At 37.0% G+C, this 13,472-nt stretch carries 12 protein-coding genes; 8 read left to right on the plus strand and 4 right to left on the minus strand.

All coding sequences use genetic code 11. The features are described 5' to 3' along the window. The first annotated feature begins 8 nt into the window (after window positions 1–8). Window positions 9–659 carry an HD domain-containing protein gene (locus AB3I20_RS00335; protein ID WP_368026790.1) on the plus strand — a complete coding sequence of 217 codons (651 nt, stop codon included), beginning with the start codon at window positions 9–11 and terminating at the stop codon, window positions 657–659. 98 nt (window positions 660–757) lie between these two features. Here the strand turns inward: AB3I20_RS00335 and AB3I20_RS00340 are convergent, their stop codons facing one another. Beyond that, window positions 758–1,084, minus strand: a complete 327-nt coding sequence (locus AB3I20_RS00340) for a hypothetical protein (protein WP_071868972.1) — start codon at window positions 1,082–1,084, stop codon at window positions 758–760. 146 nt (window positions 1,085–1,230) lie between these two features. Here AB3I20_RS00340 and AB3I20_RS00345 point away from each other — a divergent pair, with 146 nt between their 5' ends. Together AB3I20_RS00345 and AB3I20_RS00350 are read left to right on the plus strand one after the other, a co-directional pair. Further along, window positions 1,231–2,370 carry a VanZ family protein gene (locus AB3I20_RS00345; RefSeq protein WP_067482284.1) on the plus strand — a complete coding sequence of 380 codons (1,140 nt, stop codon included), beginning with the start codon at window positions 1,231–1,233 and terminating at the stop codon, window positions 2,368–2,370. Between the two features lie 136 nt (window positions 2,371–2,506). Then, window positions 2,507–3,856, plus strand: coding sequence for a DEAD/DEAH box helicase (locus AB3I20_RS00350; RefSeq protein ID WP_067482282.1), 1,350 nt, complete (start codon window positions 2,507–2,509; stop codon window positions 3,854–3,856). Window positions 3,857–4,381: 525 nt separating this feature from the next. Here the strand turns inward: AB3I20_RS00350 and AB3I20_RS00355 are convergent. Then, window positions 4,382–4,810, minus strand: a complete 429-nt coding sequence (locus tag AB3I20_RS00355) for a GNAT family N-acetyltransferase (protein WP_067482280.1) — start codon at window positions 4,808–4,810, stop codon at window positions 4,382–4,384. Window positions 4,811–5,172: 362 nt separating this feature from the next. Here AB3I20_RS00355 and alaS point away from each other — a divergent pair, with 362 nt between their 5' ends. The 3 genes from alaS to AB3I20_RS00370 all read left to right on the plus strand — a co-directional run bounded on the left by alaS (window position 5,173) and on the right by AB3I20_RS00370 (window position 9,766). Continuing rightward, window positions 5,173–7,815: an alanine--tRNA ligase gene (gene alaS, locus AB3I20_RS00360; protein WP_218657832.1), complete on the plus strand. Its 2,643-nt coding sequence runs from the start codon at window positions 5,173–5,175 to the stop codon at window positions 7,813–7,815. 166 nt (window positions 7,816–7,981) lie between these two features. Beyond that, entirely contained in the window at window positions 7,982–8,578 is a 597-nt protein-coding gene (locus AB3I20_RS00365; protein ID WP_067482276.1) for an ECF transporter S component, read from the plus strand. Between the two features lie 45 nt (window positions 8,579–8,623). After that, window positions 8,624–9,766, plus strand: a complete 1,143-nt coding sequence (locus AB3I20_RS00370) for a cation diffusion facilitator family transporter (protein WP_270492645.1) — start codon at window positions 8,624–8,626, stop codon at window positions 9,764–9,766. Window positions 9,767–10,155: 389 nt separating this feature from the next. Here AB3I20_RS00370 and AB3I20_RS00375 read toward each other — a convergent pair whose 3' ends face one another. After that, window positions 10,156–10,566 carry a ribonuclease HI family protein gene (locus AB3I20_RS00375; protein ID WP_071868967.1) on the minus strand — a complete coding sequence of 137 codons (411 nt, stop codon included), beginning with the start codon at window positions 10,564–10,566 and terminating at the stop codon, window positions 10,156–10,158. A gap of 75 nt (window positions 10,567–10,641) precedes the next feature. Here AB3I20_RS00375 and AB3I20_RS00380 point away from each other — a divergent pair, with 75 nt between their 5' ends. Continuing rightward, on the plus strand, window positions 10,642–11,094 hold the full coding sequence (locus AB3I20_RS00380) for an EbsA family protein (protein WP_071868966.1): 453 nt from the start codon (window positions 10,642–10,644) through the stop codon (window positions 11,092–11,094). Window positions 11,095–11,232: 138 nt separating this feature from the next. Here the strand turns inward: AB3I20_RS00380 and AB3I20_RS00385 are convergent, their stop codons facing one another. Then, on the minus strand, window positions 11,233–11,436 hold the full coding sequence (locus AB3I20_RS00385) for a cold-shock protein (protein ID WP_067482445.1): 204 nt from the start codon (window positions 11,434–11,436) through the stop codon (window positions 11,233–11,235). 182 nt (window positions 11,437–11,618) lie between these two features. On the opposite strand from AB3I20_RS00385, the gene AB3I20_RS00390 reads away from it, so the two are divergent. Continuing rightward, window positions 11,619–13,289, plus strand: a complete 1,671-nt coding sequence (locus AB3I20_RS00390; RefSeq protein WP_075491690.1) for a formate--tetrahydrofolate ligase — start codon at window positions 11,619–11,621, stop codon at window positions 13,287–13,289. The last annotated feature ends 183 nt before the right edge of the window (window positions 13,290–13,472 follow it).

The following is a 13,472-nucleotide window of genomic DNA, read 5'->3' on the forward strand; positions in this document are numbered from 1 at the left end:
GTAGAAAAATGAGCGAAAAACTAAAAAAGATAGCTGCGTATAGTTTCAATCAATTGAAAAATGATCAAACAGGTCATGGAGAAGACCATACGAAGCGAGTTGTTCAGTTAGCAACAGATATCTTAGCAACAGAACCAACTGCTAATCGAGAAATTACCTTAGCGGCGGCTTATCTTCACGATACGATTGATGATAAAGTCGTTTCTGATGAAGCACAGGCGAAAAAAGAATTAGTTACTTTTTTAAAAGAGATTGATTTAACCGAGCATCAAATCACCGCAATTTTTTCTATTATTGAAAATATGTCCTTTTCTAAAAGTCTTGGAGAAAATGCTGAAGAATTAACGATTGAAGGAGAAATTGTTCAAGATGCAGATCGGCTGGATGCATTAGGTGCAATTGGGATTTTGAGAACAGCTTATTTTGGTGGTGGACATGGTCATCCCATTTATGATCCTGAGATGCTGCCACAAAAGTATGCGAACAAAGCCGATTATCGTAAAGGTTCCACCGTTATCAATCATTTTTATGAAAAGTTATTTTTATTGCCTGCACAAATGAATACCGTTTATGGGAAAACAGAAGCGCAACGTCGTGAACGATTTATGCGTGATTTTTTAAAAGAATTTTATCAAGAGTGGGAGAATACAAGTGATTAGCGGAGTAAATGAAGTTTGTTAACTAATTATTTATTATGTAAACTTAGATAAAAACAAAATACCACGACAATTATCGTAGTATTTATGTTAGTAAAAAGCTAAGAGTTCTTTTTCTTAAAACTTGTTAAGCGACGATAGCCACGAATCAGATTTAAGAAGAATAAACAACCAGCTACAATGATTGGTAACCAGATCAGATAAACTGGATAACCGATTTGAGCGGAAAGTGTTTGTGACGAAATGTTCTGCAGTTCAGTGGCGGCTTGTTGCCATGTTTGAAGGTTGAAAACCATCATGAAGCCGGAAATAATCAACAAAATAAAACCTAGATAATGGATTTTGGTTTTTTTGCGTAGATACGCAAATCCTAAATACAGCACGAATAAAAAAACTGGAACTCCAAAGACAAAATAGAAATTCAGCACTTTGACACCTCCTCGTATACCATTTATGATACTTCAAATTGGCTGAATTGAGAAATAATAGCGCCGTTGCTTGATTAAGCATTGAAATGCTTGATAAAATGTATGTTGATACTCAAGAAAATTTATAAAAAGTGTGGTGGGCTGTTATGGCAAGTTATATTGAACCAATTCGGTTTGCATTATTTGTATTTCCATTTTTAGCACTAGCAATTTCGTCGGTCTTCTTTATTTATGAATACCGTAAATATGGAACATTTCTCTTATATCGAGGTGTTATTCTTTATTCTTTTGTATTTTACCTATTATGTGCATATTTTCTAGTTATTCTACCATTACCAGCAAGGGAAACGGTGGCTCAGATGACAGGACCTAAAATGGAGCTAGAGTTGTTTGCTTCATGGCACCATTTTTGGAATCAAACAGTATTAAACATTCATGATCCGAGTACTTATTTAGCTGCGATGAAACAAAGCGTCTTTTTAGAACCAGTGTTTAATATCTTATTGCTGGTACCTTTTGGGATTTATTTAAGATATTATTTTAGATTATCTTTTGCAAAAACAATCATTGCAAGCTTTTGCTTATCGTTGTTTTTTGAGCTTACACAATTAAGTGGTCTGTACTTTATTTATCCTAGACCGTATCGCTTGTTTGATGTGAATGATTTGCTTCACAACACGCTGGGGGGCACACTAGGTTATCTTATAGCACCAATTTTCACTTTCATGTTGCCGACGAGAGCGAGAATGGATGAGATATCTTATGAGAAAGGTCAAAAAGTTTCCTTAACAAGAAGATTGGTTGCATATTTGATTGACTGGGTATTTTTGGGAATACTAGATAGTGTCATCTCCATTTTGCTACAATTAATGTTCAAAAAAGATGTCGTTACGACGAACAGTGAGTGGATTTTCCTAGAAGTTTTCTTGTATTTTATCGTTTTGACTTATCTAACAAATGGTAAGACACTTGGAAAAAAAGTTGTACGCATTCAAGTTGTGGAAGAAAAGAAAGAACGGATTTCTTTTAAGGCATTGTTGATTCGTTATAGCTATCTCTATTTCTTGTTTTATGGTTTGAGTTGGGCAATTCAATTTTCACAACAAATCATGGACCAATCAACTGGTGTACTGCAAATGACGGCGATTTTTGTTTTTATGGGCTTGATGTTTGCTCAAGGAATTTTTGTCTTGAATCTCGTACTTTCGTTTGTGAGGAAAAAAAGTGTCTTGTTTTATGAAAAAGCAAGTCACACCTACACCATCAGCACGATCAAAAATAAATAAATTGAAAATTGCTGATGAAATCTGATGAGATATTGTAAAGAAGGCACGAATCACTGTTTGAGAATAAGAGAGCAAAAATCATGCGGCTGTGTTATAATGCCAAAGTCGTGAAAAATTAAAGAGAAGAGGTGCATAGATGAATAATTTTGATAAATTCAACTTTCAACCATTTATTAACGAAGCATTGACAGCAAAGGGCTTCGTGCAACCAACGGAAGTACAAGAAAAATTGATTCCATTGATTGCCAAAGGAAAAAATATTGTTGGTCAATCACAAACAGGTTCTGGAAAAACACATACATTTTTATTGCCACTATTTAATAAAATTGATGCTACAAAGGAAGAAGTCCAAGTAGTCATTACTGCTCCAAGTCGCGAATTAGCTGCACAAATTTATAAGGCCGCTAATCAGCTTGCACAATTTTCATCACCAGAAATTCGTGTCAGCAATTTTGTTGGTGGAACGGATAAGCAACGCCAATTGGATCGTTTACGTCACCAACAACCACATGTCGTAGTTGGAACACCAGGTCGTATTTTAGATATGATGAATGAACAAGCGTTAAAAATCCATACAGCATTTGCGTTTGTTGTCGATGAAGCAGATATGACATTGGATATGGGATTCTTAAATGAAGTCGATCAAATCGCAGGTCGTTTACCTGAAAAAGTTCAATTTTTAGTATTCTCAGCAACAATCCCAGAAAAATTGCGTCCATTTTTGCGTAAATATATGCAAAACCCTATTATCGAAGAAATCAAACCAAAAGCAATTATCTCTGAAGATATTGAAAACTGGTTGATGTCGACGAAAGGCAAAGATAAAAATAAAATGATCTATCAATTATTGACAATTGGTCATCCGTATTTAGCAATTGTATTTGCAAATACGAAACAACATGTTGATGAAATCGCAGATTATTTGAAGAAAAAAGGTTTGAAAGTTGCGAAAATTCATGGAGGCATCACTCCTCGCGAACGTAAACGCGTGATGCGCCAAGTACAAGATTTAGAATTTCAATATGTAGTAGCAACCGACCTTGCTGCACGAGGAATCGATATTGAAGGGGTCTCACATGTGATCAACGCAGAGATTCCTGAAGATACAGATTTCTTCATTCACCGTGTCGGTCGAACGGGGAGAAATGGTCTCAAAGGAACGGCAATCACGCTTTATTCGCCAAGTGATGAACAATCAATTGACATGTTGGAAACGTTAGGTGTCAAATTTGAACCGAAAGAAATCAAAGACGGCGAAATTGTGAAAACTTATGACCGAAATCGTCGAACAAAACGCGAAAAATCAAAAGACACATTGGATCCAACATTGATTGGGTTAGTGAAAAAGAAAAAGAAAAAAATCAAACCGGGCTACAAGAAGAAGATTGATTGGGCGATTGCTGAAAAGAACAAACAAGAACGTAAAATCGAACGTCGCCAACAGTCACGAACAGCTCGTAAAAATAAAAAAAGTTCACATAAATAAAAAGGTTGTGGCTCCAAGCGCTCAGCTTCGAAAAAATAATGAAGAACTGACAAAAATAGCTGCTTATGTTTTTGGACAGTTATGAATTATTTCGAGAAGTTGCTTGAGAAACACCGTGAAAGAGGATGTGGCGCAAAACGATTTGCTCCGACAAGATAGCGTGCAAGCACACAAAATAGCAGTCCACATTTTGAAGTGAATGCAAACTTTCTTGAGGAGTTGTTTTGAGAACACCGTGAGTAAGGTTGTGGAGAAAGTGTTCAACTCCAATAAATAAGAATAAATTTTCAGAAATTGTTTCTCAAATTTTTGTGAAATTTAGGCTTATTTGGAAGGAGTTACTTCTTGAACACCGTTTATTCGTAAAAAAGAGTCTGAGACAAAAATATTCAAGAAAAAAACCGCCTAAAATTCGTTTTTTGAAAACGTTGATTTTAGGCGGTTTTAATATTGAAATCAGAGTTAAGGACAAACAGATTTTTTAGATTTGTCTAAGTTTTTTTATACTGTTATTGAGTTAGCTAATCATAAAATTTTTTCCATGCCTACACAAAGAATGCCATCTTCTTCAAAAGGTGGCGTACAGGAAACATACCCACAGCGTTCATAAAATGACTGCGCTGTTAACTCAGCGACTAAATAGCTTAACCGACAGCCATTATTTTTGGCAACTTGTTCTGCCTTGAATAACAGTGAACGTCCAATGCCTTTTTTACGGTAGGGTTTTGCCACACAAAAACGGTCAGGCTGAAAACATGTTTCGCTTTTCAGTTGATAACGTAAAGTCGCAACAGGAATTAGATCATCAAGGAGTAAAAAATAATTTCTTTGACTGGTATCGAGTGCATCAAACTCCCATTCTGGTGGAATATGTTGTTCTAAAACAAAGACTTCATAGCGAAGTGCGAAGCTTGCTGCTTGAATCCAAGTTTCATTACCAAAAAAGTCGTTCATGAATCTTTTCCTCCAATCAACTCTTTTTAGTTATCGTAACACAGACGGAGAGCAGCAAAAAGAGCCAAAATAGAAAAGCTTTATTGACAGATATCCGGGAAGTGCGTATACTTAACGAGTACAAAAAAGGACATGATTTGTTTTTAGTGGCTCACAGAAAATTCTTTCTAGGCTGAAAAAAGAATAGTTACCAATCAAATTGCTCCCTTTTTTCTTTTGATAGAAATATCAACGCAACTCAGCGTTATCGAGTTTAAGAGGTAATGATCAAACATCATTGCAACCAAGGTGGTACCGCGAGTTTTCGTCCTTGGCTGTAATGGTGTTTTTTGTATTGAAAAACAACGAGAGAAGGTAATGGAATGAAACAATTAAGTAGTGCACAAGTTCGTCAAATGTTTTTAGATTTTTTCCAATCAAAAGGACACACAATCGAGCCAAGCGCCTCATTAGTGCCAGTTAACGATCCAACTTTGTTATGGATCAACTCAGGAGTAGCAACCTTAAAAAAATATTTTGATGGTTCAGTTGTTCCAGAAAATCCAAGAATCACTAATGCACAAAAATCAATTCGAACAAATGATATTGAAAATGTCGGAAAAACTGCTCGCCATCACACAATGTTTGAAATGCTAGGAAACTTTTCTATCGGAGATTATTTCAAAGAAGAAGCAATCCACTGGGCATGGGAATTTTTGACAAGCCCTGAATGGATGGCCTTTGACCCTGAAAAGTTATATGTTACTGTCTATCCAAAAGATACGGAAGCAAAACGCATCTGGCACGAAGAAGTGGGCTTACCTATGGATCATATCATCGATGTAGAAGATAATTTCTGGGATATTGGTGCCGGTCCTTGTGGTCCCGATACGGAAATCTTCTATGATCGTGGAGAATCTTATAATGATTTAGCAGAAGATGATCCTGAAAACTATCCTGGTGGCGAAAATGAGCGTTATTTAGAAATCTGGAACTTGGTATTTTCTGAGTTTAACCACAAACCAGACAACACATTTGAACCACTACCACATAAAAACATTGATACGGGCATGGGATTAGAACGCATGGTTTCTATCGTTCAAGATGCACCAACGAATTTTGAAACAGATTTGTTTATGCCAATCATTCATGCGGTTGAAAAATTAAGCAACCAAGTGAAGTACGGTGAAAGCCCAGCAACGGATATTTCTTATAAAGTAATTGCTGACCACATTCGTGCATTATCTTTTGCAATTGGAGATGGCGCACTACCTTCAAATGAAGGACGCGGTTATGTATTACGCCGTTTATTACGTCGTGCAGTTATGCATGGTAAAAAATTGGGAATCAATCAAGCTTTCTTGTATAAATTAGTTCCAGTTGTTGGAGAAATCATGGTTAGCTACTATCCAGAAGTGTTACAACAAAAAGAATTTATTGAAAAAGTCATTCGGACAGAAGAAGAACGCTTTAACGAAACAATTAATGAAGGTCTAGATATCTTGAACCAAGTGATTGAAGAGGTAAAAGCAGCAAACGGAACGACTTTAGCTGGTAAAGATATCTTTAAGCTTTATGATACTTATGGTTTCCCAGTAGAATTAACTGAAGAAGTAGCGGAAGACGAAGGTTTGAAAGTCGATCATGCTGGCTTTGAAAAAGAAATGGAAGCACAAAGAGAACGTGCCCGCTCTGCAAGAAGCACGGAAAAATCAATGGGCGTTCAATCAGCATTATTAACGGATATCAAAGTGGATAGCAAATTTATTGGTTACACAGAAGTTGAGGCAGACAGCAAATTATTAGTAATCGTTCAAGACGAAGAATTACTAAGTGAAGTAACAGAAGGCGTTGCTCAAATGATTTTTGCTGAAACACCTTTCTATGCAGAAATGGGTGGACAAGTTGCTGATCAAGGTTGGATTTTAAATGATGCACAAGAAGTGGTTGCAACAGTTACAGATGTTCAAAAAGCACCAAACGGTCAATTTATGCACACAGTAACAGTCAAATCACCAATGCAAGAAGGTACAATCTATCATTTAGCAATCAACGAACCAATGCGTAATCGAATCATTAAAAACCATACAGCGACTCACTTATTGCATAAAGCGTTAAAAGAAACATTAGGTGAACATGCAAACCAAGCAGGTTCATTAGTTGCACCTGGACACTTACGTTTTGACTTCACTCACTTTGGCCAAATCACAGCAGATGAACTAGTTCAAATGGAACGAATCGTCAATGAAAAAATTTGGGAAGCTATTCCAGTTCAAACAATCGAAACAGACATTGACACAGCAAAAAATATGGGGGCAATGGCCTTGTTTGGTGAAAAATATGGTCGTGAAGTCCGCGTCGTCAACATTGGCGAATGGTCAATCGAACTTTGTGGTGGGACACACGTATCAAACACAGAAGACATCGGTATTTTCAAAATCGTTTCTGAATCAGGAATCGGTGCTGGCGTTCGTCGTATCGAAGCTGTTACAAGTAAAGAAGCTTACGAACTACTAGAAGGTGAGGAGCAACAATTAAAAGAAGTTGCAGCAATCGTCAAATCACCTCAATTAAAAGAAGTAGTTGCAAAAACAGAACAATTACAACAACAATTACGTGAATTACAAAAAGAAAATGAAAAATTAGCAAGTAAATTAGCTAATCAACAAGCCGGAGACATTTTCAAAGAGTCAGAAACGGTTGCTGGAAAAACATTGATTGCTTCACAAGTGAAAGTGAAAGACATGAATCAATTACGTCAATTAGCAGACCAATGGAAACAAAAAGCAATTTCTGACATTCTTGTTCTGGCAAATGAGCAAGACGGAAAAGTTAGTTTGTTAGTGGCTATGTCGAAGGAAGCAAATGAAGCCGGATTAAAAGCTGGGGACTTAATCAAAGCAATCGCACCGAAAGTTGGCGGTGGCGGCGGCGGACGTCCAGACATGGCACAAGCAGGCGGTAAAAATCCAGCAGGTATTCCAGATGCATTAGCCGAAGCAAAAAATTGGTTGCTTAACCAATAATCGTTTGTTAAAATTTAACGTTCAAAGATAAGCAAGACTTGGAGTGCTATTGAAAAATAGCCATTCCAAGTCCGCTTGTTTTTTTGTGTCTATTTTAGGATAAAGGTAAATAGTTGACGAATGAGCAAGAACTTTTTACGATGAAAAGAAAAAGGTGGGGTTTAAGATGAATAGTAGAAATAAAACATTTCGTTTAGTATTACGCGCAGTCTTGTTAGCAATCATTCTTGTTCAAGCAATGGTTCCTTGGCTGGGCTTTATTCCGTTAGGGTTTATTAGCTTAACAATCATCCATATTACAGTTATTGTAGCAGCCGTTGTATTAGGACCTAAAGATGGCATGCTGATTGGCTTGTTCTGGGGAATTGCGACTATTGTTCGCGCGTTTGCCATGCCGACGACTCCCTTTGATACGTTAGTCTTTACGAATCCAATCATTTCAGTGGTCCCACGGGTACTTGTTGGTTTGGTTGCTGGTGTTATCTTTCATTGGATTTATCGTAAAAATCAATCTGTGGTGATGGGGGCTGCTGTTGCAGGAGTACTGGGTTCCCTAACGAATACTTTACTTGTTTTAGGTTTTATGGGAATGTTTTATACAAGTGCGACTGCCAATGCTTATGGCGTGGACACATCACTTTTATTTAAAACTTTGATCGGAGTTGCGGGAATCAATGGTGTTCCAGAAGCAATTGGGGCAGGAATTATTACGCCGCTTCTTGCTAAAGCACTCTTTGCGGCGACTCCTTTGAAACCAGAATAAAAAATTTAATTGAGAGCAGATCTTTTCAGATAAGGGAGTAAGAGTGTGACAAGAAAACAAACGACAGAAAAAACAACGAGTAGAGAACGAACGAAACAAGGAATCTTGGCAGGTGTCTTAGGCTTGATTTCCAATTTGATTTTATTTGTTTCCAAATTTATGATTGGAATCTTATCAGGTAGTGTGTCAATCATGGCAGATGCAATCAACAGTTTGTCGGATACTGCTTCCTCTGTGTTGACCTTGATTGGGTTTAAGATTGCAGCTAAACCAGCAGATAAAGAGCACCCATATGGACATGAACGGTTTGAATATATCAGTGGATTATTTGTGTCAATCATTATTTCTTATGTGGGATTTACATTTTTAGAATCTTCTTTTCAAAAAATTATCCATCCAGAAAATGTTATTTTGACACCAGTTGTCTTTTTAGTCTTGGTTTTTTCAATTGGTTTGAAGTTTATTCAAGGGAAAATGTATAGTCGAATCGCAACAAAAATTGATTCGAATGCTTTGCGAGCTACTTCAACTGATAGTTACAATGATGTATTTACAACGTTAGCAGTTTTGATTTCAGCGGGTATTGAATGGTTGACTGGATGGAGAATCGATGGCTATATTGGATTTGCATTAGCATTATATATTTTGTATAGCGGTGGAATGATGGTTCGTGACTTTGTCTATGAGTTAATGGGTAGCCGACCTACAACAGAAGAAATCGAAGAAATGGAAGATTCGCTGAATAATTACGATCAAATTTTAGGTTATCATGATTTGTTAGTACACAATTATGGACCAAGTAAACGATTTGCATCTGTTCATATCGAAGTGGATGATAGTTTAGATTTGAATCAGGCGCATCGTATTGTTGACCGAATCGAAAAAGATTTCAAAGAACGTTTAGCAGTTGATTTGGTTTGTCATTTAGATCCTGTTCCAGTGAGTAATGAACGTTATTTAGCGGTATTACAGACATTACGTGAAATTGTTGCAACTACAGCAGAAGGACTTAAAATTCATGATTTTCGTGTGATAAAAGAAGGAGAAATTTTGCAATTTGATGTGGTTGTTCCACAGAAATGTCATTTCTCTGATGAGAAACTGGAAGAAATTATTCGGGAGCAAGTCAAGCAGAAGATTGGGAAGTATCAGGTGGAGATTACTTTCGATCATAATTATTTGTTGTGAAAGGTTGTGACTCCAAGCGCTTAGCTTCAAGCAATAAGAAAACTTTTCTAAAAATAGTTCCTCATATTTTTATGAAAAGAGGGCTTATTGCCGAAGAAGCTGATTGGGGAACACCGTGAATAAGGTTGTGACTCCAAGCGTCCAGCTTTGAAAAAATAAAGAGCGACTGACAAAAATAATCTTTCATATTTTGAACAGTTGAGAGTTATTGCGAGGAGTTGTTTTGGGGACACCGTAAATAAGGTTGTGGCGCAAAACGCTTAGCTTTGAGCAATAAGGAAACTTTTCTACCAGTTAAATCCGTAATCTAAGGAGGTATCTTAATAACCTTGAAAAGCTTATTAAAAGACCGAAAACGATGAAGCTTACTAAACTCCCTCGTTTTCGGTCTATTTTTTTGTTTGTTGGAGTTGTTTTTTTAATGCTTGTCGAGCTAGATTATCGGCACCTTTATTTTTACTTTCAGGAATCCATTGTAAAAGAAACAAAGAGAACGTTGGAAGAAGTGATTGGATTGCTGACAAGTAGGGCTGGAATAATTCGTTAGTTGTAAAATTTTTATCAATGGTGGAAACTAACGTTTTACTATCTGAATAACAAAAAATCGTTTCAGCGTTTAATTCCTTTTCCTTTAAAATTTCTAAAGTTTTTAAAAAGACTTCGAATTCTGCTTCGTGATTTGACCCATCAGAAAGAGGAACAGCTAGCTGTTCATAACGATTTTCTCCAAGAATCACGATGCCACCACCACTTGGACCGGGGTTGCCTTTTGTCGAGGCATCAATGTATACTCGTAACATGAATATCTCCTTTTTAAAATAAAGTAATGTTATGATATGATTATAGCATTATTACTTATCATGCGAGGTTAGACAATGAAAAAAATTATTCGCTGGCAGCCAGAATTGGCACAGTCGATCATTTATTGGTCATTGACGTTGATTATTTTCTTTTTCAGTTTGATTTTGTCACTTGAAAATACAGGACCTTATTGGAAAAGTAATGTAGTTATGGGCATTTTTGCTGTGTTTTTATTGCTAGGGTTACGTCGATCGTTTGTACTAGAAAAAAATTCAATCAAAATTCGCTATGCTGCTTTTTGGAAAGATAAAAAATTAACGTTACAGCAAGTCGAAAAGGTAGCTCCACATGATCATGGCTTGGAGTTAAAATTAACAGATGAGTTAGAGCCGACAATCTATTTATTACGTGCAAAAGATCGGGTACCCGTTCGTAATTATTTTGCGGGAACTTCACAAGAAGTATTTGTTGATCAGTCACGAAAAGATAAATCAAAGGATCAATCAAATAGTTCTCATAAACAATGAGAAAAAGGAGTTGAGGGCTTTTGTCCGCGACTCCTTTTTGGGTTACTAAAAGTATAAAAAAAGTTGAGACAAGTTTTCCTTGTCTCAACTACAATTTCCTTGTTCATTTATCATTGAATGTGATTTTAATTGAATCAATTAACTTAATTTCTTAACATGAGCTGCTTGTGTTCCGCGATTGCCTTCAATAATCTTAAACTCAACGGCTTGGTTTTCTTCCAGACTCTTAAAGCCATCTTCTTCGATTGCGGTAAAATGGACAAAAATCTCTTCCGTCTCATCATAACTGATAAATCCGTATCCTTTTTTATTGTCAAACCACTTCACGATTCCCTGGGTCAAAGCACTCACGACCTTTCTTAAAATCTACCATAGCCACATTATAAAGAGTATTTATAAGTACGTCAAATAAATAAAAGAGATGGCTTTTCTATCTATTTATTTCAATTAAAAACGTGTATAATAAAAATAACTTAACAAAAATAAAATAAATTGAATTAAAGTTCGTGTAAAGGGGTAGTTTGATGAAGAGTGATTTACAAATTTCACAAGAAACTGACTTAAAACCGATTGTTGAGATAGCTGATAAAGTAAATCTTGGCTATGAGGACCTGGAATTATATGGAAATTACAAAGCAAAAATAAATTTTTCGGCAATTGAGGAGCTAAAAGCAAAGCCGGATGGCAAACTGATTTTGGTCACGTCAATTAACCCAACACCTGCGGGGGAAGGAAAGTCAACTGTTACTGTTGGCTTGGGAGATGCACTAAATCAAATTAACAAACAGGCAGCAATCGCTTTAAGAGAACCTTCATTAGGACCTGTCATGGGGATTAAAGGTGGTGCAGCTGGCGGTGGGTATGCCCAAGTTTTACCAATGGAAGACATCAATCTGCATTTTACTGGCGACATGCATGCTATTACAAGTGCGAATAATGCGCTATCTGCCTTTTTAGATAACCATATCCATCAAGGAAATGAATTGAAAATTGATGCCAGACGTGTTATTTGGAAGCGTGTGGTTGACTTGAATGACCGTGAATTGCGTCAGGTGATTGTTGGCTTAGGTGGACCAATCCAGGGAGTACCAAGAGAGGATGGCTTTGACATCACCGTTGCTAGTGAAATCATGGCGATTTTATGTTTGGCAACTGATTTAGATGACTTAAAGGCGCGGCTAGCACGAATCGTCATTGGGTATACTTTTGACAGAGAACCTGTAACTGCAGGTGACTTAAAAGTAGAAGGCGCTCTTGCTTTACTTCTAAAAGATGCGTTGAAACCAAATTTAGTTCAAACAATTTATGGCACACCTGCGTTTATTCATGGTGGACCATTTGCAAATATTGCTCACGGATGTAATAGTATTTTAGCGACTAAAACAGCTTTAAAATTAGCTGATTACGTGGTTACGGAAGCTGGCTTTGGTGCAGATTTGGGCGCGGAGAAGTTTCTTGATATCAAAGTCCCTAACTTGAAAAAAGCGCCAGATGCAATTGTAATTGTTGCAACGATTCGCGCATTAAAAATGCACGGGGGGAGACAAAAGTCAGAACTACTTGAAGAAGATTTACCTGCTTTGAAAGCCGGTTTTGTTAATTTGAAACGCCACATTGAAAATATGCGTTCGTACAATATCCCTGTAATCGTGGCAATCAACGAGTTTGTTACGGATACGAAAGCAGAATTTGCATTGTTAGAAGAGTTATGTGAAAACCAAGGTGTCTTAGCTAAACGTGTCAGTGTATGGGAACAAGGCGCGCTTGGTGGTGTGGATTTAGCAAAAGCTGTAGTGGAACTAATTGCTGAACAAGCAGCTGATTATCAACCGTTATATCAATCAACTGCGACGATTTCGGAAAAAGCAGAGACAATCGTCAAAAAGATTTATGGTGGACAAGGCGTTCAATTTAGTAAAAAAGCGCAGAAACAAATCGAGGAGTTTGAGAAAAATGGTTGGAGTGGCTTGCCAATCTGCATGGCAAAAACCCAGTATTCATTTTCAGATGATCCAACGTTGCTTGGCGCACCAACTGATTTTACGATTACGATTCGAGAATTTGTTCCCAAATTAGGTGCTGGCTTTTTAGTAGCACTCACAGGTGACGTGATGACGATGCCAGGATTGCCAAAAAAACCTGCAGCGTTAAACATGGATGTAACGAATCAAGGAGAAGTGATCGGTTTGTTTTAATGATAAACGGATGATTCAAAAGAAGTGGGAGGTATGGCAAAACTTTTGTCATACCTCCTTTTTCTGAAGTTACGGTGTTCCCCGAGCAACTTCTCTAAATAACTCTCAACTGTTCAAAAATATGAAAAGCTATTTTTTTCAGTTGCTCTTTATTTTTTCGAAGCTGACCGCTTGGAGTCACAA

It is taken from the genome of Enterococcus sp. C50, assembly GCF_040887505.1.
GTDB classification, from domain to species: Bacteria; Bacillota; Bacilli; order Lactobacillales; family Enterococcaceae; genus Enterococcus_B; species Enterococcus_B thailandicus.

What these genes read in the sequence shown, in the direction of transcription:
- AB3I20_RS00335 (WP_368026790.1), top strand. Translation starts at nt 9, where the DNA reads ATGAGCGAAAAACTAAAAAAGATAGCTGCGTATAGTTTCAATCAATTG.
- AB3I20_RS00345 (WP_067482284.1), top strand. Translation starts at nt 1,231, where the DNA reads ATGGCAAGTTATATTGAACCAATTCGGTTTGCATTATTTGTATTTCCA.
- AB3I20_RS00350 (WP_067482282.1), top strand. Translation starts at nt 2,507, where the DNA reads ATGAATAATTTTGATAAATTCAACTTTCAACCATTTATTAACGAAGCA.
- AB3I20_RS00355 (WP_067482280.1), bottom strand. Translation starts at nt 4,810, where the DNA reads ATGAACGACTTTTTTGGTAATGAAACTTGGATTCAAGCAGCAAGCTTC.
- alaS (WP_218657832.1), top strand. Translation starts at nt 5,173, where the DNA reads ATGAAACAATTAAGTAGTGCACAAGTTCGTCAAATGTTTTTAGATTTT.
- AB3I20_RS00365 (WP_067482276.1), top strand. Translation starts at nt 7,982, where the DNA reads ATGAATAGTAGAAATAAAACATTTCGTTTAGTATTACGCGCAGTCTTG.
- AB3I20_RS00375 (WP_071868967.1), bottom strand. Translation starts at nt 10,566, where the DNA reads ATGTTACGAGTATACATTGATGCCTCGACAAAAGGCAACCCCGGTCCA.
- AB3I20_RS00380 (WP_071868966.1), top strand. Translation starts at nt 10,642, where the DNA reads ATGAAAAAAATTATTCGCTGGCAGCCAGAATTGGCACAGTCGATCATT.
- AB3I20_RS00390 (WP_075491690.1), top strand. Translation starts at nt 11,619, where the DNA reads ATGAAGAGTGATTTACAAATTTCACAAGAAACTGACTTAAAACCGATT.